Origin of the sequence: Nostoc sp. MG11 (assembly GCF_014904695.1) — a bacterium.
In the GTDB taxonomy this organism is placed as follows: Bacteria; Cyanobacteriota; Cyanobacteriia; order Cyanobacteriales; family Nostocaceae; genus Komarekiella.
Window position 1 is genome coordinate 5320 of sequence record NZ_JACXXN010000046.1, and the last position, 23606, is coordinate 28925.

The following is a 23606-nucleotide window of genomic DNA, read 5'->3' on the forward strand; positions in this document are numbered from 1 at the left end:
ATGACACAATCAGAAGATTTAGTTGCAATCATTGGCATGGCGTGCCGATTTCCTGGGGCTAATAACTATCACCAGTTTTGGAACAATCTTGAGCAAGGAATCAATAGCATTACTGAAGTTCCTGCAAATCGGTGGAATATGGAGAAGTTATATTCTGCAAATCCCCATGAAATTAACAAAAGTATTAGTAAATGGGGTGGATTTATTGAAGATGCAGACAAATTTGATCCCTTATTTTTTGGTATCTCACCACGAGAAGCACAAATCATAGACCCTCAACAAAGGTTAATGCTTGAGCTTACTTGGTCATGTCTAGAAGATGCTGGATATTCCCCTACAGACTTATCAGGAGCTAATGTAGGTGTTTTTATCGGAGTTTGTAATTTTGACTATAAAGAATTACTGGAAAAGTACCAAAATCATATTGAAGGTCACATCGCCATCGGTACTTATACTTGTATTATTCCCAATCGTATATCCTACTTTTTCAATTTTCATGGCCCCAGCGTACCTGTAGACACAGCTTGTTCCAGCTCGCTTGTGGCACTTCATCAGGCAATCAATGCGCTGAAAGACAATGAATGTAAGCTGGCGTTAGTCGGTGGAGTCAGTGTGTTGTCTACTCCTACCTATTACGTTTCTTTCAGTAAATTGGGTATGTTATCACCGCAAGGACAATGTAAAACTTTTGATGCGGAAGCGGATGGTTATGTGCGAGGTGAAGGGGCAGGAGTTCTTTTATTAAAATCTCTGAAAAATGCAATTAAAGATAAAGATCATATTTATGGCGTGATTAGAGGAAGTGCTGTTAATCATGGCGGCGCTGCCCGGACTTTAACTTCTCCTAATGCTTATGCTCAATCACAAGTCATTCGCTCTGCATATACAAAGGCAAATATTCCACCTAATACAGTCTCTTACATCGAAACTCATGGTACAGGAACCCCATTAGGAGACCCGATTGAAATTAATGGCATCAAACGAGCATTTACGCAACTCTATCAACACTACAACATTCTCCCATCTCATGAAATTTATTGTGGATTAGGTTCTGTCAAGACAAATATTGGACATTTAGAAGCAGCAGCCGGCATAGCTGGAATAATTAAAGTTTTATTGGCAATGCAGCACAAGAAATTGCCGAAAATAATTAATTATCAGCAACTAAATCCACGAATTAAATTAGATAATAGTCCATTTTACATAGTAGAAGAAACAAAAGATTGGCAGCAGTTAAGGACAAAAGAAGGGGACTCGATCCCTAGACGATCTGGGATAAGTTCCTTCGGTTTCGGCGGTGTTAATGCCCATATAGTTTTAGAAGAAGCACCAGCACCAGATTGTGTAGTGGCGGAAGTTGAGCGCCCTCTGCATGTATTGACGCTTTCGGCAAAAACTGAGGAGGCTCTCAAGGAACTTGTACAGTCTTATCAAAAGTATTTAAAATTACATTTGGGAATACCACTAGCTGATACGTGCTTTACGACAAATACAGGGCGATCGCATTTTGATTATCGCCTTGCTGTCGTCGCTGAGTCCACCACCCACTTGCAAGAGCAACTACAAGCTTTTGCAGAAAATCAGGAAACTTTTAGAAATAATTCTCCCAAAGTAGCCTTTTTATTCACAGGTCAGGGGTCACAGTACATTGGTATGGGGCGCACGCTCTACAAGACACAGCCGACCTTTCGCGCCACCATTGACCGTTGTGAGGAAATTCTGCGCCCTTATCTAGATGTACCTTTGGGGAAAATTCTTTATCCAGAAGCAGGAGAAACTTCACCCATAGATGAAACAGCATACACTCAACCTGTTTTATTTACCATAGAGTACGCCTTAGCAGAATTATGGCAGTCTTGGGGGATTAAATCCGCAGCAGTAATGGGTCATAGCGTCGGCGAATACGTAGCTGCTTGTGTGGCAGGGGTCTTCAGCCTGGAAGATGGTTTAAGGTTGATTGCCGCACGCGGACGACTGATGCAAGCGTTGCCTGCTAATGGAGAAATGGTGGCCTTGTTAGCCTCAGAATCTCAGGTTGTGCCAATTATTGCACCTTATGCAGATAAAGTAGCAATTGCTGCCTTTAACAGCCCTGAAAGTGTGGTTATCTCCGGAGAGCGCGATATTGTCCGCTCAGTGGTGGTAAAACTAGAAGCAATGGGAATCAAGGCTACACCTCTACAAGTCTCCCATGCTTTCCACTCTCCCCTCATGGAGCCAATGCTGGCGGAGTTTGCGCGGGTGGCAAGTGAGATAACTTATTTCCCCCCGAAAATTGACTTCATTTCTAATGTCACTGGGGAGTTAGCAAAGGCTGAAGTAGCTACGGTTGAATATTGGTGTCAGCATATCCGGCAACCAGTGCGCTTTGCCGCAGGCATGGAAGCGCTATATCGTGCAGGTTATGAAGTTTTTGTGGAATGTGGCCCAAAACCGGTTTTGCTGGGAATGGGTCGTAAGTGTCTACCAGAAACAGTTGGCCTATGGCTACCCTCTTTGCGTCCAGGGCAAGAAGATTGGCAGCAAATACTCCACAGTTTAGCTCAACTGTATGTGCAAGGCGTACAGGTGGATTGGTCAGGCTTTGACCGAGACTATGAGCGACAAAAAGTTGCACTGCCGACATACCCGTTTCAACGACAACGGTACTGGATTGAAACAACCCAAAAACCCTCAATCCGAAATTCTCTTCATCCCCTGCTTGGTCATCGGTTACGATCTGCTCATCAAGATATTTTGTTTGAGTCCTCCCTCAGCGCCGATGCGCCAGCTTTTCTCAAGCACCATTGCGTCTACCAAAAAATTGTTCTGCCTGCTGCTGCTTACTTAGAAATGGCGATAGTCGCTGCGATCGCTACGTTCAAATCTGAGAATTTAGTTATAGAGGATGTCATCATCTCTGATGCGCTGATTTTGCCAGCAGAGAAAATCCAAACAGTGCAGTTAATTTTGAGCCAAAACTCGGCGGAGTCTGCATTTAGGATCTACAGCTTGCAAACGGATGATGACGAATCCTGGAAATTACATACCTCCGGCAAGATTGTAGTTAAAGAACAAAAGCCACAACTAGAGCAAGTAAACTTCTCCCAGTTAAGGAGTCGCTGTTTCCCAGAGATATCTGTCAAAGCTTACTATCAACAGTGTCAAGAGCGGGGCATTAATTACGGTGCAAGTTTCCAAGTTATTGAACAACTATGGCGGCAGCAAGGAGAAGCTTTAGGGCGCATTCGGATGCCTGAGACATTAGTTGCAGAAGCTTTGGATTATCATCTGCATCCGGTGTTGCTGGATGGTTGCTTGCAAGTGGCGATGGCAGTTTTCCCTGAAACAGTAAAATCAGAAATTTATTTACCCGTAGCCGTAGAACGCTTAGAAGTCTACAACCATCTGGGGCTGAACCTGTGGAGTCATGCTCAGTTACGCCCTGTTAAAGCTTCTCATCCAGAAACCTTAATAGTTGATTTACGCTTGTACGATGAAAACGGGACTATCGTAGTCCGAGTTGATGGGCTTTCCTGCAAGCGAACCAGTCAACAAGCAATCCTGGGAACTAATGACAAATCTTGGTTAGACTGGCTTTATGAGGTGGAATGGCGACCCCAGGCGAATTTTAGCCGTTCTCTACCACGGGACTTTTTACTAACTCCTGCTGAAATTAGCGATCGCCTCACACCTGTGTTAACTGAGTTCAGTCCACAACCGCAGCTATTCCATCAAATGGAAGCTTTGAGTGTTGCTTATGTTTTGTCTGCTTTCAAACAACTGGGATGGAAGTTTCAATCCCAGACAACCTTTAGTACTGCATTCATAGCAGAGCAATTAAGCATAGTTAGCCAACACTATCGACTACTAAATCGTCTACTAGAGATTTTGGTAGAAGTCGATATACTGCGACGAGTAGGACAAGAGTGGCAAGTAGTTTCAGTCCCGCAAATTCAAGATACACAAGAGTATTGGATTACCCTGTTAGAGCAGTACCCCAGCGCCCAAGCGGAGCTAACCTTGCTCAGGCGTTGCGGCTTGAAACTAGCAGAAGTACTGCAAGGAAATTGTCCTCCCTTAGAATTACTATTTCCTGCTGGGGATGTCACAACAGCAGCCAGCTTATATGAAAATTCTCCCGCCTTCGCGCCCATGAATGTATTGGTGCAGAAAGCAATCTCCACTTTCTTGGAGCGTTTGCCTGCTCAACGTGGGGTGCGAATTTTGGAAATTGGCGCAGGTACTGGGGGAACAACCTCTTATATTCTGCTGCACCTCAACGCCCATCAAGTAGAGTATGTATTTACCGATATTGGCAGTTTTTTTACAACTCAGGCACAAAAGAAATTTCACAATTACCCTTTTGTGGAGTACCGGGTTTTAGATATTGAGAAACCACCTGCAAATCAAGAATTTAATTTACATGAATATGATTTAATCTTGGCAGCCAATGTACTCCATGCTACTAGCGATTTAACTTTCACGCTCAAACACGTACAGCAGTTATTGGCTCCTGGTGGGATGTTAGTCTTACTGGAAGGAACAGCCCGGAGGCGCTGGACAGACTTAACCTTTGGTTTACTGGATGGGTGGTGGAAATTTACCGACCTCGATTTACGTCCAGAATATCCCTTACTTTCTGCTAACCAATGGTTAAAATTATTACAACAAACTGGATTTACAGAAGCTACAGCCCTTAGCTCTGATAAAGAGAGTGTATTTCCACAATCAGTAATTGTGGCCCAAGCACCATGTATAAATTCAGAACTCACAACATCTCAACCAAGCCATTGGCTAATTTTGGCAGATAGTTTTGGTATTGGTGAAGATTTAGCGAAATTACTACAGTCTCAAGGAGAAGTTTGTACTTTAGTATTTTCAGGAAAAGAGTATAAACAGCTACCAAATAAATTCATAGTAGACCCCAGCAACCCGACCGACTTTCAACAACTCCTCCAGGCATTAGCAACAAACCAGCCTTTGCGAGGAGTGGTGCATCTGTGGAGTTTGGACGCTAGAGGAGTAGATTTAGAGGTAGATACAAAAAAAGGATGTGCTAGTACATTACATCTAGTCCAAGCTTTGGTAAAAGCAGGATTTTCTACGCCGCCTTCCCTTTGGTTAGTAACCAAAGGTGCAGTACCAGCCACAACTCAAAACTTTCTAGGAGCAGCACAGTCTCCTTTATGGGGAATGGGAAAAGTCATTACTCTAGAACATCCAGAGCTTAACTGTGTGCGAGTGGATTTAGACCCCTACAAAGTCGGGAGTCAGGTACAAGACTTATTTGCAGAGATTTGGTCAGGTGTTGGCGAATATGAGGTGGCTTTCCGTGATGGTGTACGTTTAGTGGCTAGGTTAGTACGTAGCCATTTAGTTGCCAACCGCTTGAATGTTCCTCACAACCAACCATTTCAACTCAGTATCTCAACGCGAGGACAACTAGAAAATTTACAATTACAGCCCAGCACTCGCTGTAAACCTCGTGCTGGTGAGTTAGAGATTCGAGTTTTCACCACCGGGCTGAATTTTAAAGATGTTCTCAATGCACTAGGCTTGTACCCTGGCGATCCTGGTTCATTGGGGCTGGAGTGTGCTGGTGAGGTGGTCGCTATTGGGGAAGGGGTAGAAGGTTTTGAGATTGGAGATGCAGTTTTAGGTATTACTCCTGGCAGTTGCCAACAGTATGTCACAGTCAACGCTGCTCTAGTAGCCATGAAGCCAGAAACTCTCAGTTTCGAGGAGGCTGCAACCATCCCAGCTGCTTTTTTAACAGCCTACTACACGCTACACCACCTGGCTAAAATCTCTCCTGGGGACAGGGTGTTGATTCATGCGGCTAGTGGCGGGGTAGGTCAAGCCGCAGTGCAACTAGCGCAGTTGGCTGGAGCCGAAGTGTTTGCTACAGCTAGTAATGGTAAATGGGAATATCTTCAGTCCTTGGGAGTAAAACATATTATGAACTCCCGTACCTTAGATTTTGCCGAGCAAGTCATGGTAATTACTCAAGGTAAAGGGGTGAATATCATCCTTAATTGTCTAACAGGAGAATTCATCCCTAAAAGTTTATCGATTCTCAGTCCTCAAGGTCGCTTTTTAGAAATTGGTAAAAGGGGCATTTGGGAAGCGGAGCGAGTAATGAAACTCAGGTCTGATGTCTCTTATTTTGTGATTGATCTTATGCAGGTATGTCAACAACAGCCTGCTTTGATCAAGTCGCTGCTAAATCACTTGATGCAAAAATTCTCAGAGGGCAAACTCAAGCCTTTACCACGAAAAGTCTTTTCCATACAAGATGCAGTTAGTGCCTTTCGCTACTTCCAGCAAGCTAAACACATTGGCAAAATTGTTCTATCTCAGCAGTTAGTAGCCTTTTCTAGCGATCGCACTTATTTAATCACTGGCGGTTTAGGAGATTTAGGGTTATTGGTGGCTCGCTGGATGGTAGAAAAGGGAGCGCGTCATTTAGTGCTTGTGGGGCGTAGTGGTGCTAATGATTCTGTGCGGAGTCAGTTGAGGGAATTAGAGCAATCAGGTGCTAATGTCAGGGTAGTTCAAGCTGATGTTACCGATGCAGAGCAAGTCGCTCAAGTGCTGGCGGATATTGAGAGTTCCCAACCACCATTGCGGGGAGTTATTCACGCTGTTGGGGTTTTGGATGATGGTATTTTGTTGCAACAGAATTGGGAGCGTTTCCAACGAGTTATGGCTCCTAAAGTCCAAGGAGCATGGAATTTACACGCTTTGACCCAAAACCAGCCCTTAGACTTTTTTGTGTTATTCTCCTCTACTGCTTCTCTACTGGGCAATTCAGGTCAAGCCAACCACGCAGCAGCAAATGCCTTTCTGGATGCCATAGCCTCTGCTCGTCGGGCTAAAGGATTACCAGGATTAAGCATCAATTGGGGCGCTTGGGCTGATTTCGGAGCTGTCGTCAAACATCAGGTAGCCGAACAGTTCAAAATCAAGGGGATAGAAAGTATCGCTCCTCAGCAGGGGTTGGAAGTGCTGGAAATGTTATTGTCTCAGCCCTTGGTTCAGGTTGGGGTAGCCTCTATCAACTGGGCGCAGTTTATGAAGCAATCACCACCTTTGTCGTTCTTTGCTGATTTTGCAGAAATTTCTGAGCAGCCAGCGATCGCTCCTGTAAAATTTATCCAACAACTTCAAGCAGCTCAACAAGGCGATCGTCAAGAGCTTTTGATTGCTCATGTCCGCTCACAAGTCAACAAAGTTTTAGGTTTAAATCCATCTAAATCTCTAGATCCACAGCAGGGTTTTTTCGAGTTGGGAATGGATTCTCTCACATCTGTGGAATTGAGAAATCGTCTGCAAATCAGTCTGGGATGTACTTTGTCTCCCACCTTAATATTTGATTATCCCACTATGAAAACCCTGATTAATTATTTGACTCAGGAAGTATTAGTAACAGAATTCTCGCCGGCATCTCTTAAATCACAACTTAATAAAAAATCTGAGTTAGAAGAACTATCCCCAGATGACATTGCAGATTTACTAGCCCAAGAATTAGCAGCGATCGAGGAGGGCAAAGCTTTATGAGCAATAATTCCGTAAATACCGATCATCAATCTTTGATGAAAAAGGCACTGCTGGAACTTAGGGAAATGAAATCCCAACTGCAAACTTTAGAACGTGCCAAGACTGAACCTATTGCCATTATCGGCATGGGTTGCCGATTTCCCGGTAACGCGAATAGTCCTGAAGCTTTCTGGCAGTTGCTATGCAATAAAGTAGATGCCATTACTGAAATACCGCCAGATCGATGGAATATTGATGCTTACTACGACTCAAACCCAGATACTCCAGGGAAAACATATACCCGGCATGGTGGATTTGTTGATCGCTTACGTGAATTTGACTCTCAATTTTTCAACATCTCACCACGGGAAGCCGCTAGCCTTGACCCCCAGCAACGGCTGCTTCTAGAGGTCAGTTGGGAAGCACTGGAAAACGCAGGTTTAGTACCCGAACAACTAGTTAACAGTCAAACTGGTGTATTTATTGGTATCTCTAGCAATGATTATTTTCAACGACTTTTGACTAGAGAGTCTACAGAAATTGACCCTTACTTAGCAACAGGTACTTCCCATAGCGTCGCATCGGGTCGCTTATCTTATATTTTAGGTTTACAAGGGCCAAGTTTATCAGTGGATACAGCTTGTTCCTCATCATTGGTAGCTGTTCATTTATCTTGTCAAAGTCTGCGTAATCAAGAGTGTGATTTAGCACTAGCGGGCAGTGTAAATCGACTCCTGTCACCAGAATATAGTATTAATTTCTCCAAAGCCAAAATGTTAGCTGCCGATGGTCGTTGTAAAACCTTTGATGCCTCAGCCGATGGCTTTGTGCGTGCGGAAGGCTGCGGAGTCATAGTCCTAAAGCGTTTGTCAGATGCAGTAGCTGATGGGGATAATATTTTAGCTCTAATTCGAGGTTCAGCAGTTAACCAGGATGGGCGCACCAGTGGACTAACTGTTCCCAATGGCCCGGCTCAACAAGCTGTGATTTCTCATGCCTTGGAGAATGCCAGGGTCAAGCCAGAGCAAATAAGTTATGTAGAGGCTCATGGCACTGGCACATCTTTGGGTGATCCGATCGAGGTGGGGGCGTTAGCAACAGTTTTTGGTAAGCACCGTTCCCCAGACCAGCCATTGATAATTGGTTCGGTAAAGACCAACATTGGTCACTTAGAAGCGGCATCTGGAATTGCAGGTTTAATCAAAGTGGTATTAGCTCTCAAGCATCAGGAAATTCCACCTAATTTACACTTTCAGCAGCCCAATCCTTATATTAGCTGGAATGAAATTCCGGTAGTCGTACCAACTGAACAAACGCCCTGGCGAGCAGGAACAATCCCTCGGTTGGCGGGAGTGAGTGCCTTTGGTTTTAGTGGCACTAATGCCCATTTGGTATTGGAGGAAGCACCCCAACCCCAGCCAGTAACAACTAATAATATTCAACGCTCATGCCATTTGCTGACATTATCAGCTAAGACACCAGAAGCACTCAAGCAATTGTCACAGCGTTATCAAGATTATTTAGCCGCTAACGCAGATTTAGCTATAGAAGATATTTGCTTTAATGCTAGTACCAAGCGATCGCACTTTCACCACCGGCTGAGTGTGGTGGCTGACTCCTCAGCAACAATAAGGGAAAAATTAGCTGCCTTTGTCACTGGACAAAAACCGCCAGGAGTTTTCTGTGAGCCGATACTAGGCACTAGTCAACCGAAAGTTGCCTTTCTTTTCACGGGTCAGGGTTCACAGTATGTAGGCATGGGTCGCCAGTTATACGAGACACATCCGAAATTTCGCGAAGTGGTTGATCGCTGTGATGAAATCCTGCAAACTTTTGGCGAAAAATCAATACTGTCAGTACTCTACCCAGAGCCAGGGACAAGTTCCCCTTTAGATGAGACTGCCTATACTCAACCCATCCTATTTGCCTTTGAGTATGCCCTAGCTGAGTTATGGAAATCTTGGGGCATAGAACCAGCAATAGTCATGGGTCATAGTGTAGGTGAGTATGTCGCTGCCTGTGTAGCAGGGGCATTCAGCCTGGAAGATGGTTTGCAGCTAATTGCTAAAAGAGCGCGTTTGATGCAGGCTTTACCCCAAGATGGTGAGATGGTAGTAGTCTTCGCCGATGAGAATCAGGTGCAAGCAGCCATTCAACCTTACGCACAGCAGGTAAGTATTGCCGCGATTAATGGCTTGCAGAATATTGTCATTTCTGGCAGGCGTGAAGAAGTCAGAGCAATAATTGCTGCTTTGCAATTAAAAGGAATCGAAACTCAGCGTTTAAAGGTTTCTCATGCCTTCCATTCTCCTTTAATGGAACCTATGCTGGATGAGTTGGCAGAAGCTGTTAACCAAGTTTCGCTGCAACCGCTTTGCTTACCACTCATTTCTAATTTAACTGGGGAACTGATTCCGCCTGGTGTTGTTCTCAATGCTCACCACTGGCGTGGACATACTCGCCAAGCTGTGAAATTCAGCGCCGGCATTGATTATCTATTACAACAAGGTTACGAGTTGTTTCTAGAAATAGGCTCGAAGCCGATTCTATGCAGTATGAGTCAACGCGATCGCTCCACAACAAACGCGCTTTGGCTACCTTCGTTAAACCCAATTAAGCATGACTGGCAAGTGTTAGAGGAAAGCCTTGCTACTTTGTACGTCCGGGGAGCAGATATCAACTGGATCGAGTTCAATCGGGACTACTCACAAAATCGGGTATCACTTCCTACCTACCCCTTTCAGCAAAAAATTCACTGGTTTGATGACAAGAGTGTACTGATGAAAACAAAAGACTCCAACTCCCAGGCAAATACTTCCTTTCAAACCACCCAGCGAGACAAAATCTTGGGAACATTGAGTTTGTTAATTGCCAATTTGCTGCAATTGTCCCCACTGGAAGTAGATATTCATAAACCTTTTCTAGAAATGGGGGTTGATTCCATTGTCCTTGCTAATGCAACGCGCAGCATTGAAAATACCTATGGAATGAAGATTGCCATGCGCCAGTTCTTTGAAGAATTGACAACACTGGATGCACTGGCAAATTACATCAACCAAAATTTAGGCGAACAGCAAACTGAAATCGATGCGCCACAGCCTCAAGTACAATTGCCGCAGCCAATTCAACCGCCTATCGTTGTCACACCTACACCAGAACCGGAAAATCAACAGATAGTACCAGAGACAGGGCTACAAGGAATTATCCAGCAGCAGCTTCAGGTAATGTCTCAGATCATGTCGCAGCAGTTAGAAGTCTTAAGCAACAACAAATTACCTCCCAAGCGATCGCCTTCATCAGAAACTAATACTGTCGATTCTCAAGAGCAACCGCAGCATCACCAAGTTGCTCAATCGGCAGATGCTACTACTAAACCTGAGTTGCCAGCAACTACCCCTCCATCTTCCTCAGCTATTCCTTTTTGGCAAGTTGAACAATCCCAGTCCAGACAATTGCATCCCCAACAACAGCATCATTTGGAAACTCTGATCGCTCGTTATACCCAACGGACTGAAAAATCAAAACAACTAGCACAAGCCTATCGGCCAATTTGGGCAGATAGGAGAGCATTAAACCAGTTTCGTTTAGAAACCAAAGAGATGTGTTATCCCATAGTGGGCGATCGCTCTTTGGGATCAAAGTTTTGGGATATCGATGGCAATGAATATATAGACTTAACAATGGGGTTTGGTGTCCACCTTTTTGGTCATAATCCCCCCTTTATTACTGAGGCTTTGGCAGAGCAGTTACAGCAAGGGATACAAATTGGCCCCCAATCAAAATTAGCTGGCGAAGTAGCTCAATTGATTTGTGAACTAACGAATGTAGAGCGAGTTACCTTCTGTAATACGGGGACAGAGGCAATGATGACAGCCGTGCGTTTGGCACGCGCAGCCACAGGCCGCTCCAAGATTGCTATCTTCAGCTGCTCTTATCACGGACATTTTGATGGTGTTTTGGCGATCGCACAAAATATCGATGGGGAATTAAGCTCTGTACCGATGGTTCCTGGTGTATTGCAATCTATGGTTGATGACGTTTTAGTTCTCACCTATGATGCGCCCCAATCTCTGGAAATTATCAAAAATTACGCCCATGAATTGGCTGCTATTTTGGTTGAACCGATACCAAGCCGCCGGCCGGATTTACAACCCAAAGCATTTTTGCAACAATTACGGCATTTGACGCAAGAAGCTGGAATTGCATTAATTTTCGATGAAATAGTGACAGGTTTTCGTATTCATCCTGGTGGAGCACAAGCTTGGTTTGGTATTCAAGCAGACATCATCGCTTATGGTAAGCTCATCGGCGGTGGGATGCCCATTGGCGTCATCGCTGGTAAGGCGACTTACATGGATAGAATTGATGGCGGTTTGTGGCGTTACGGCGATAATTCATATCCTGCGGTTGAAACAACATTTTTTGCTGGGACTTTCTCCAAGCATCCATTAGCTATGGTTGCAGCACGAGCTGTACTCAAGTATCTCAAGATGCAGGGAACCGCACTTCACGAGCAGTTGAATCAGAGAACATCACGGTTAGCCGAAACCCTCAACGCTTACTTTGAAGCACAGAAAATTCCCATTAAAGTCTTATATTGTGGTTCAATTTTACGTTTTACTTTCTTAGGAAATATTAGTTATCTATATCAGCCGTTAGAGATGGATTTACTCTTCTATCATTTAGCACAGAAGGGAATTTACATCTGGGAAGCACGCTCCTGTTTTCTATCCACGGCGCATACAGAAGAAGATATTGATTATATAATTCAAGCCTTTAAAGATAGTATATATAACTTGCAACAGGGAGGTTTTTTCTCCAAGCATTCCCCAGCTGCAACTCAGCAAAACTTATTGTCTGGCAAAGAACAAAAAAGTCAGCATTTGCCATCAGAGGCGATGCTAACACCAAAAAGAATTAGCGATCGCCTCAGACCAGAATTCACTCAATTGCTCTCCCAGCAAAATTTAGATGCTTACAAACAGTTATTAACCAAACTGGAAGGCTTGAGCATCAACTATGTTCTCAGAGCTTTTGAGCAAAGGGGATGGAATTTCTCTCTTCACCATCGCTTTTCAACGCTATTAGCTGCCCAGCAAATGGGCGTAGTCGAGCAATATCAGCCGTTACTCAATCACTTACTTTTTATGCTGGCAGAAGTGGGGGTGCTACGTCACGTAGACGGAGAGTGGGAAGTTACCCAACTGCCAAAGCATACAGACTTACAGGAAGCAGAGATTGCAACTTTAATTCAACAGTACCCAGTCGCCAAAGCTGAACTGACTTTGTTGGGGCGTTGTGGGCAAAGACTAGCACAGATACTACAAGGAGAATGCCACGCACTGCAAGTGTTATTCCCTCAAGGAGATTTAAGCACAACAACCCAGCTTTACCAAGATTCCCCTGGGGCTGTAGTCATGAATACCTTGGTACAAAAAGTTATTTGTACAGCTTTACAGCATCGGCAAGGGCGAAAAGTCCGAATCCTAGAAATTGGGGCTGGTACTGGCGGCACAACTTCACATATTCTGCCTTATCTGTGCGATGAAACTGAATATGTATTTACGGATATCTCTCCCCTATTCGTCTCTAAGGCAGAGAGGAAATACAGTAATTACTCTAATATTAAATGTCAAATTTTAGATATTGACCAAGAACCTTCTACCCAAGGCTTTGGTGTTCATGAGTATGATTTGGTGATAGCAGCCAATGTACTCCACGCTACTCAAAATCTCAGACAAACAATCAACCATGTGCAGCAGTTATTAGCTCCTGGTGGATTACTTGTTTTAGTAGAGACAACAGCTCCCCAACGCTGGTTAGACCTAACTTTTGGGTTAACAGCAGGTTGGTGGAAATTTGCTGACCATGATTTGCGACCTGCCTACCCCTTGCTTTCTGCGGGGCAATGGCGGCAACTACTACAGGATAATGGATTTAGGGAAGCTGTCACCATTCCCCATGAGATGGAAGAAACGAGCCTTTTATCTCAACAAGCTCTGATTATTGCCCAAGTAGCAGACAAAATTCCCTTGAATGCAGCCCAAAAGCAATTAGGTATTTTGGCACAAATGGGGAACGATGCTTCGCTAGCATACAATGTTTCCCTTGGTCTGGAGTTGAAAGGTTTGTTGAATCAAGGGGCAATAACTCAAGCTATCCAAACAATTGTTAACCGTCACGAAGCTCTACGTACAGTTATCAGCAGCCAGAACGATTTGCAGGAGATTGTACCATCTCTAACAATAGAGGTTCCCTTAATTGACTTTTCTAATTTAAATAATAGCGATCGCAATTTGCAAGTAGCTGATTGGTTCCAAAAAGAAAACCAACAACCTTTCGACTTTAACCAAAAACCCCTCTGTCGCTTCTCAATTCTCAAACTAGAGCCACAACTGCATTTGTTGGTTTTGACTATTCATCACATTATTGTTGATGGTTGGTCAATGGGCATCATCCTCAAGGAGTTAGGTGCATTATATTCTGCTCAGTGCCAGGGTGCTGATTGCCACTTAGAACCACCTATGCAATTTAAAGAATATCTTCAGTGGCAGGAGCAACAAAGCCAAACTGAGGCAATGGCAGTCCATGAATCTTACTGGTTAGAACAATTTGCTGGCTCCATCCCCATTTTAGACCTACCCACTGACCATTCTCGCCCCCACATCAAAACCTATAAGGGTAGCAGACAAACGATGCGGCTTAACCATAGCCTGACTAGTGATGTCAAACGGTTCAGCGTAGACAATGGCTGCACCCTATTTATGACTCTTCTATCAGCCTATGGAGCTTTGCTGCACCGATTAACAAACCAAAACGATATCATCATCGGTACTCCCACAGCCGGACGCGCTGTTGCTGGCAGTGAAGAATTAGTAGGTTACTGCGCTCATATATTACCTATAAGAAGTTGCATTATTGACTCTTTCATCTTTAGTGAATACGTAAAAATCCTCAAAGACCAATTATTCAATGCTTACGAACATCAGGATTATCCTTTTGCGAGGCTGATTGACAAACTCAATGTGGCCAGAGATGCCAGCCGCTCCCCTTTAATTGCGACAACATTTAACTTCGACCAACCTGTTTCTCTGCCCAAGATGTTTGGGCTGGAGACAGATTTATTCCCTAAACCTATTAGTTTTACTCCATTTGATCTCAGCTTGAATGTTGTCGAGATAGATGGTGAATTGCTGTTAGATTTTGATTACAACACAGACTTATTTGCAGCTGCCACAATTGAGCGCATCATGGGGTATTTTCAAACCTTGCTTCAAGGAATTGTGACTGATTCTCAGCAATATCTGACGCAATTGCCCTTAATATCTGCTACTGAGCAGTATCAGCTGCTGGCGCAATGGAATAACACTCAGGTAGCGTATCCCCAAGATAAATGTATCCATCAATTATTTGCAGAGCAAGTCGAGCAAGAGCCAAATGCTGTAGCAGTAATATTTGGAGATGAGCAACTAACTTATCAAGAGTTGAACATCCGCGCTAACAAAATAGCCCGTCATTTGCAAAGCTTGGGTGTAGGCTCAGAGATGCTGGTAGGTATCTGCGTTGAGCGTTCTTTAGAGATGGTAGCAGGGCTATTGGGAATTCTCAAAGCTGGTGCAGCTTATCTACCTTTAGATATAGGATATCCCCAAGAGCGGCTTGCTTTGATGTTGGAGGATGCCCAAGTTTCAGTTTTGTTAACTCAACAGTCGTTACTTGAGAAATTACTTGCTTGCAGTGCCAAGGTCGTTTGTTTAGATTCTGACTGGGAACTAATTAACGAAAACAGTGAAGAAAATCCCCACAGTGCCATAACAGCCGACAATTTAGCTTATGTTATGTACACTTCAGGGTCTACTGGTAAACCAAAGGGTGTTAGCGTCATCCATCGTGGTGTAGTAAGGTTAGTCAAAGCAGCTAACTATGCTCATCTCACTCCAGCAGAAGTTTTTTTACAACTGGCTCCCATATCATTTGATGCCTCGACTTTTGAGATTTGGGGTTGTTTACTCAACGGTGGACGGTTAGTGGTTTCCCCTGCTCACACACCGTCTTTAGAGGAGTTAGGGCAAATTATTCAGCAATACCAAGTCACAACCCTATGGTTGACCGCAGGCTTATTCAACTTAATGATAGATTGGCGACTGGAGGATTTAAAGCCTGTACGTCAATTGTTGGTAGGAGGTGATACTCTATCTGTTTCCCACGTCCAGAAAGCTTTGCAAGAGCTGCCAGACTGTCAGTTAATTAACGGTTATGGGCCAACAGAAAACACGACCTTCACTTGCTGTTTCCCTATCACAAACTCCAGCCAACTTGGTCTTTGTGTCCCCATTGGTCGCCCAATTTCTAATACTCAAGTTTATATTCTCAATCGCCATCTGCAATTAGTTCCCATTGGCGTGATTGGTGAAGTATATGTTGGTGGGGCTGGTCTTGCCAGAGGTTATCTCCATCGCCCTGATTTGACTACAGAGAAATTCATTAATCACCCTTTCAGCAATGAACCAGGGACACGTCTCTACAAAACTGGTGACTTAGCTCGTTACCTAGCCGACGGTAACATTGAGTTTATTGGTCGCATCGATAACCAAGTAAAAGTACGGGGCTTCAGGATTGAACTGGGAGAAATTGAAGCTGTGTTAGCTCAACATCCCAATGTACTCCAGGCAGTAGTTACTACCCAGGAAGACAAAATAGGTAATCAGCAACTAGTGGCTTATATAGTCACGCAGCCAGACAAAGCGCCTAGCACCACTGCAATGCGCGACTTTCTCTTGGAGTTGTTGCCCGATTATATGGTTCCCTCTGCTTTTGTTGTATTGGATACTTTGCCTTTAACTCCGAATGGGAAAGTAGACCGTCGAAATCTACCAGCACCAGATCCAGACCAGAGGAATTCCCAAGTAGATTTTGTAGCACCAAATACCTCTACTGAAGAGATGTTAGCTAATATCTGGGCTGATATCTTAGAAGTTCAAAAAATAGGCATTGATGACAACTTCTTTGAATTGGGAGGCAATTCCCTACTGGCTACCCAAATCGTTTCTCGCATCCGCGCTGCCTTTGCAGTCGAATTGCAATTATCAGATGTGTTTGCCGCTCCCACGATCGCCCAGTTGGCTGCTAAGATTGTGAACGTCTTCAGCGATTCCTGCGGTATTTTACCCCAGATACTTCCTAGAGCGATCGCAGGTGATGCACCTTTGTCTTTTGCTCAAGGGCGTTTATGGTTCTTAAATAATTTTGACCCAGGCAATCCTGCATACAATATCGTTATCAGTTATCGCATCCAAGGCAGCTTAAACGCAGATATCCTAGCAGATGCCTTACAAGCGATCGCTACTCGCCAAGAATCTTTACGCACCTGCTTTCCAGTAATTAATGGGGAACCAGTACAAAGAATTGAGTCATCGGTGCAGGTAGCGCTCAACGTCATTGAGATTACAAATACGCCAGATACTAATATAGAAAACACGATTGCAGAGATATGTAAAAATGAGTATCTCTGGCATTACGATTTGAGCCAAACACCACTTTTCCGCTTCACCCTGCTCAAACTCAAGGCAGACGAGTACATTTTCCTGATCAATTTGCATCACATCATCGCTGATGGTTGGTCAATTGGAGTCTTTAATCGTGAACTCAGTCAGCATTACCAAGCAGCTATCACAAAAGAACCGCTACAGCTTCCCGAATTGCCAATAAGCTACGCTGATTTTGCTGTTGGTCAACGTGTCTGGCTACAAGGTGAGGTGCAAGAAAAGCAACTTGCTTACTGGAAATATCAATTAGCAGGGTTGCCACCTTTAAAATTACCTAAAGACTATGCGCGTCCAGAGGTGCAGACATTCGTTGGTTCTAACGTGCAGTTCCACTTAACGACTGAGATAGCGATCGCCCTAGAAAAACTGAGCCAGAAACATAGTGCCACCCTGTTCATGACTTTGGTAGCGGCCTTTTTTGTTCTACTCTACCGCTACTCAGGTCAAGAAGACATAGCAATAGGAACGCCGATCGCCAACCGCAACCGTAGCGAAATCGAAAATCTCATTGGCTTTTTCGCAAATACATTAGTGCTGCGTTGTCAAGTCTCCCAAGACATGACTTTCTCAGACTTGTTGCAACAGGTACGCCAAGTTGCCCAAGCAGCTTATGCACGGCAAGACTTTCCTTTTGAGCAGGTGGTAGAGGTACTGGCTCCAGAAAGGGATAGCAGCCAAAATCCGTTGATCCAAGTGATTTTCGCTTTTCAGAATGCGTCCATGAAACCACCAGTTATCCCTGGTTTGGAGATTGCCACCAGTGATTTTCAGGCACACACTGTACGTTTTGACTTAGAGATGCACCTGCTACAGGCTGAGGATGGATTAACTGGTTATCTAATTTATAATACTGATCTGTTTCAAGCTGCGACCATCGAGAAATTAGCCAGCCACTATGTCAATTTATTGCGATCGCTCAGTACTGATGCTGATCAAAATATTCAACAGGTGGCAATTCTCGAAACTGCGGAAAAGATGGAATTGCTCAAAGCCGGGCAACATAACTGGCAGATTTCATACCCACGAGACAAGACAATCCACGAACTTTTTGCAGCCAAAGCAGCTGAACAACCACAGGCAATTGCTCTGGTCTACGGAGAACAAACGCTGACCTACGAATCGCTAAACGCTAGAGCTAATCAACTTGCCCGATATTTGCAAACCTTTGGTGTAACACCAGAAAGCTTAATCGGAATCTACCTGGAACGGGGGATAGATAGTATAGTGGCAATGCTGGCGATTCTCAAGGCTTCTGCTGGCTATGTTCCTCTTAACCCAGAAGATCCATCGGCACGCATTCAATTTATTGTCCAAGATACAAACCTTGACCTGATTATCACTGACAGTCAAACGGTACAACGGCTACCTAAAGAATTTAAAGGCATTACACCACAACTAGTTTGCCTAGACCAAAACCAAGCCATCATCGCGGCTCAACAGGAAACTAACTTACCTGTGCAAATTGGTGCTGAAAATCTTTGCTATATCATGTATACTTCTGGCTCTACCGGACACCCTAATGGCGTGAGTGTAGTCCATCGCGGTGTAGTGCGACTAGTGAAAGAATGCAACTACGTTAAACTGGACGCATCAGAAGTACTTTTACAATTAGCACCATTAACTTTTGACGCTGCTACTTTTGAAATTTGGGGTGCGTTGTTGAACGGAGGTCGTTTAGTAATTGCCACACCCAGCCGTCCCTCCTTAAAAGAATTAGGGCAACTGATTCAGCAACAAGGCATAACCACTGCTTGGCTCACTGCTAGTTTATTTCATTTGATGGTTGACGAAAATATTGATGGGCTGCAAGGACTTCGCCAACTCCTTGCCGGAGGCGATGTACTTTCTGTGCAGCAGGTTCGACGAGCATTAACCCATCTTGGTAGTGACTGCGTAATCATTAATGGCTACGGCCCCACAGAGAACACAACTTTCAGTTGCTGTCATCGGATGCAAGACATTTCCGACTGTGATGGAGAACAAATTCCCATTGGCCAGCCAATCTCTAACACCTACGTTTACATACTTGATGATCGGCGAGAACCCGTTCCAGATGGTGTTGTTGGGGAATTGTACGTTGGTGGAGATGGTTTGGCGCGGGGTTACTGGCGACGACCCGATTTAACAACAGAAAATTTTATCCCAGATCCTTTTAGTTTAGATCCTCACGCCAAAATCTATCGCACCAGGGATCTTGTCCGCAGACGTGCCGATGGTATCCTTGAATTTGTCGGTCGTATGGATGATCAGCTGAAGATCCGCGGCTTTCGGATTGAACCCAGCGAAATCCAATCTTGTCTGGCTCAACATCCAGCAGTGCGAGACTCTTTAGTTTTAGCTGTAAGTTCTCAAACTGAGGATAAAGCTTTAGTTGCTTATGTTGTACCCAAACCAGAATTTGTTTCCACAGTGGTTAACGAGAACAATAACGAGTCATTGTTGGAACATCAAAAAGCTAACTGGGCAGAATTATTTGACAAGCACCTTTATACCCAGTCCCATGTCACATCTGACCCCACCTTCAACCTAACTGGCTGGGTTGATAGTTATACAGGAGAACCCATTCCTGTAGAACAGATGCGAGAATGGTTAGACTATCGCATCGAGCAAATCCTCTCCTACCAACCAAAACAGGTGTTGGAAATTGGTTGCGGTACTGGGCTGGTGTTGTTCCGACTTGTGCCTGTGGTAGAAAAATATGTCGGCATTGATATCTCTCAGGTTGGTTTAGACTACATTACAGAATATCTGCAAAACAAACCTGCAGAATCAGAAAAGGTAGAATTACACCTTGCTAGTGCAGAGCAAATTAAAGGACTGTATCAACAAAAGTTTGATACTTGTATTGTGAATTCCACGGTTCAATACTTTCCTAGTGCCGACTATTTAATTAACGTTTTAGAAATTGCTATTGAGGCAATGAAACCAGGCGGTACAATTTATCTAGGTGATATCCGTAACCTAGCTACACTAGAAGCCTTTCATGCTGCTGTGGCATTGCGTCGGGCAGAAGACTCTACTTCCAAAAGCGAGTTACAGCGTCGTGTACGCCAACGGGTCTTCCACCAGAATGAGCTGTTAGTAGATCCTCGCTTCTTCCAAGCATTAAAACAACTTTTCCCCCGCATATCTCATGTCAAAATTCAACTCCAGCGTGGTAGTGCTTTCAACGAATTAACTCGCCACCGTTACGATGTAATTATTCAGCTCGACGGCAACGATGAGAAATCTGTAGGACGGGAAATCTGTTTAGATTGGCGCATAGATCAAATCAGTATGACCTCTCTTCCAGCTCGTCTACGGAACCGAGATTGGCATCGATTGACTGTGCGAAACATACCCAATGCCCGCATGGTAGAGGATTTGCAGGCTATAGATTGGCTGAGGGACAACGGTGAACCCAACACAGTTGGGGCATGGCGAGCTAAAAATCAGGAACAGCCTGACAGTGATGCGGTGAATCCTAATGATTTAGTGATCATGGCTAGAGAGATGGGGCTGGATGTGGAGATTAACTGGGCTTTATCGGGAAATCTCCAGTATTTTGATACAACTTTCCAAATTGCTGCCCCACAACCCCAACAGCCTCATCAAAAGACAATCAAGTCCACTCTACACGCCCTTAACCCCAATTCCTTGCCAGATTTGACGCGCATGGCCAACCTGCCGCTACAAGGTGAACTCAGTTCCTTATTAGGGCCGCAATTAAGGGAATATCTGCACGCCCATTTGCCCGACTATATGATTCCCTCTTATATCTTGATTCTGAGCCACCTTCCCCTCAAACCATCGGGCAAAGTTGATCGAGTGGCGCTACCACAAACACATGATTTGACTTTAAATAACCAGAAACAAAGGAGTCTGCCAGAACATGGCATTGAACAGAAGATTGCTCAAGTGTGGCAGGATATCTTGCAAATCGAAAACGTCAGCAGAGAGGATAACTTCTTTGATTTGGGTGGTAACTCCTTAACAATGGTACGAGTCTGTAGCATTCTCCAAAAAACCTTAGAGATGGAACTAAGTGTTGTAGAGATGTTCCAATATCCGACAATTCGCAAATTGGCAGATCACCTCAAAACCAGAGAAGGCAAAATCACCCGGTCTACACCTGAGAAAACTCGGTCACAACAACAGCAGAATGCTTATCGCACAGTTACTTTTCCCAGAAAAAGGAGATGACCCCATGACTGAACAGCAAAATTTGGATAACTTAGCTATTGCTGTAATTGGCATGGCTGGAAAATTTCCGGGTGCAGACGACCTTGATTCATTCTGGAAAAATCTGTGCAATGGAGTGGAATCAATACGTCATTTTACAACCGAGGAATTACTAGATGTCGGAGTTAATCAAACAACAGTTAGTGATTCTCACTACGTAGCAGCAAAGGGCGTTTTGTCAGATATCGACCTATTTGATGCAGATTTTTTTGGGGTCAATCCTCACGAAGCCGAGTTGATAGACCCGCAACATCGCTTATTTTTGGAAACTGCATGGACGGCGCTGGAAAATTCGGGATATGATCCGCAGCGATATGATGGTTGGATAGGTGTTTACGCAGGTTCTGGTAATACAACATACCTGAATCATGTTTTACAGGATAGCAAGGATCTCAATCTGAGAGCGGGACAAACTCATGTCTTTTTTGGCAATTACCCTGATTTCTTCGCCTCTAGAGTAGCTTACAAATTAGGTCTGAAAGGCCCGGCTGTGGTCGTTCGCACAGCCTGCTCAACTTCACTGGTTGCCATCAATATGGCTTGTCAGTCGCTACTTAACTATCAGTGTGATATGGCCTTAGCTGGTGGTTGCTCAATTCATGTGCCGCAAAAAGCAGGCTATGTCTATGAAAAAGGCGGAATTTTATCGCCAGATGGACATTGTATGACGTTCGATCAACGTGCTGCTGGTACTGTTCCTGGTGACGGAGTAGGGATATTAGTTCTCAAACGGCTTGATGATGCTTTGCAAGACCAAGACAATATTCTCGCTATTATTAGAGGTTTTGCGCTTAACAACGATGGCTCAGACAAAGTAGGTTTCACTGCTCCCAGCGTCGATGGACAAGCTGAGGTCATTTCTTTAGCCCACGAAATGGCAGGGGGAGATTTTGAGGCTGTTGGTTATATCGAAGCTCACGGTACAGCTACTCCATTAGGCGATCCTGTTGAGGTCGCAGCCTTAACTCAAGCTTTCCGACAAAAGACCCAAAAAACTAACTTTTGTGCTATTGGGTCAGTCAAAACTAATATTGGACACTTGGATGCGGCGGCTGGAGTCGCTAGCGCGATCAAAACTATTCTCTCACTGCGTCATGGATTGCTGTTACCCAGTCTACATTTTCAAACCCCCAACCCAAAAATAGATTTTGCTCACAGTCCCTTTTATGTAAATACGACATTGAAGGAATGGCCTAAGCAAGATCAACCACGACGGGCGGGTGTAAGTTCCTTTGGGATGGGTGGAACTAATGCTCACTTGGTTTTGGAAGCAGCCTCAAGCCGTAAAGGTAAATCTCAGGCTGATACTTTTCAGGTGCTACCGCTCTCGGCTAAAACTCCCGAAGCATTAGAACAACTGACATATAATTTAGCTGATTATTTAACTTCTCACCCAGATATCTGTCTCAATGATGTAGCTTATACATTACAGGTAGGTCGCGCTCAACACTCTTGCCGACGGGCAATTATCTGTAAAACCCATGCCGAAGCTATTGAAGGTTTGCGCGGTGTTGGTGTTAATCAGGTAAATTTGCTGCCTAAGGAGAATGTTCGCCAACCGATTTTTATATTCCACGGTTTAGGGGCTATAAATTTAGCAGTTATCCGCAAATTATATGCAGATGAACCTATTTTTACACAAGCACTCGATCGCTGTTTTCAAGTCCTCAAACCCTATTACCAAGATGATCTGTATCAAATATTCTCTTCACCTGAGTCAGAACTGTCTTTACACTTAGCCAATACTCAACCGATCTTTTTGGCTGTTGCATACGCTCTGGCTCAACTGTTGCAATCTTTAGGGATTGAGCCTGGGGGGGTAGTTGGTTTTGGTCTGGGGAAATATATTTGCGCCTCTATTGCTGGGGTGATGGCTATTGAAGATGCCCTCATGTTAATTGCTAAACATGATACATCTTCCTCAGAAAAACTAACTACCTTACTGCAAACTATGGATTTGCAGTCACCCCAGATATCTGTATTTGATTCGGTTGTGGGTGATTGGATAGATAAAACAGAATTAATCAGCCCAGAATATTGGGTAGACCAACTCAAACAACAAGCTTCTGTCTCTAAATTACCTCTTGATTCTCAATACCTTTTACTGGAATTAGCACCTGGGAAAATACTCGATTCCCAAACAGCAAAGGAGAACAGCGAGACAATCATTAACGTCTATAGCACTATTGAATCTGCGCCGAACCAGCAAAAACCTATTTTTCAGTCCCTACTGCACATCTGGCTGGCTGGGGGTCAAATCAGTTGGCAGCAGCTTCATGTGGGAATAACTCCCAGACGGGTGGAGTTACCAACCTATCC

3 protein-coding genes (1 of these 3 running past the window's edge) are annotated in these 23606 nt (G+C 44.3%); all 3 read left to right on the forward strand.

The window, feature by feature from the left end; translation table 11 throughout:
• Tightly spaced (each overlapping or abutting the next), the 3 genes in view from HCR01_RS31375 to HCR01_RS31385 form a layout consistent with a single transcriptional unit that may run on beyond the window.
• Positions 1-7542, forward strand: coding sequence for a type I polyketide synthase (locus HCR01_RS31375; RefSeq protein WP_193199908.1), 7542 nt, complete (start codon positions 1-3; stop codon positions 7540-7542).
• A complete protein-coding gene (locus tag HCR01_RS31380; RefSeq protein WP_193199909.1) occupies positions 7539-21248 on the forward strand; it encodes a non-ribosomal peptide synthetase/type I polyketide synthase in 13710 nt (4569 codons plus the stop codon). The genes HCR01_RS31375 and HCR01_RS31380 overlap by 4 nt, the downstream gene beginning before the upstream one ends.
• Positions 21208-23606: the beginning of a type I polyketide synthase gene (locus HCR01_RS31385; RefSeq protein ID WP_193199910.1), read on the forward strand. It continues 4084 nt past the right edge of the window; only the first 2399 of its 6483 coding nucleotides appear in the window; it begins with the start codon at positions 21208-21210; the stop codon falls past the right edge of the window. The genes HCR01_RS31380 and HCR01_RS31385 overlap by 41 nt, the downstream gene beginning before the upstream one ends.

Bases quoted from the DNA above. Each gene is read 5' to 3' on its own strand.
- HCR01_RS31380 (WP_193199909.1), top strand. From the start codon at position 7,539: ATGAGCAATAATTCCGTAAATACCGATCATCAATCTTTGATGAAAAAG.
- HCR01_RS31375 (WP_193199908.1), top strand. From the start codon at position 1: ATGACACAATCAGAAGATTTAGTTGCAATCATTGGCATGGCGTGCCGA.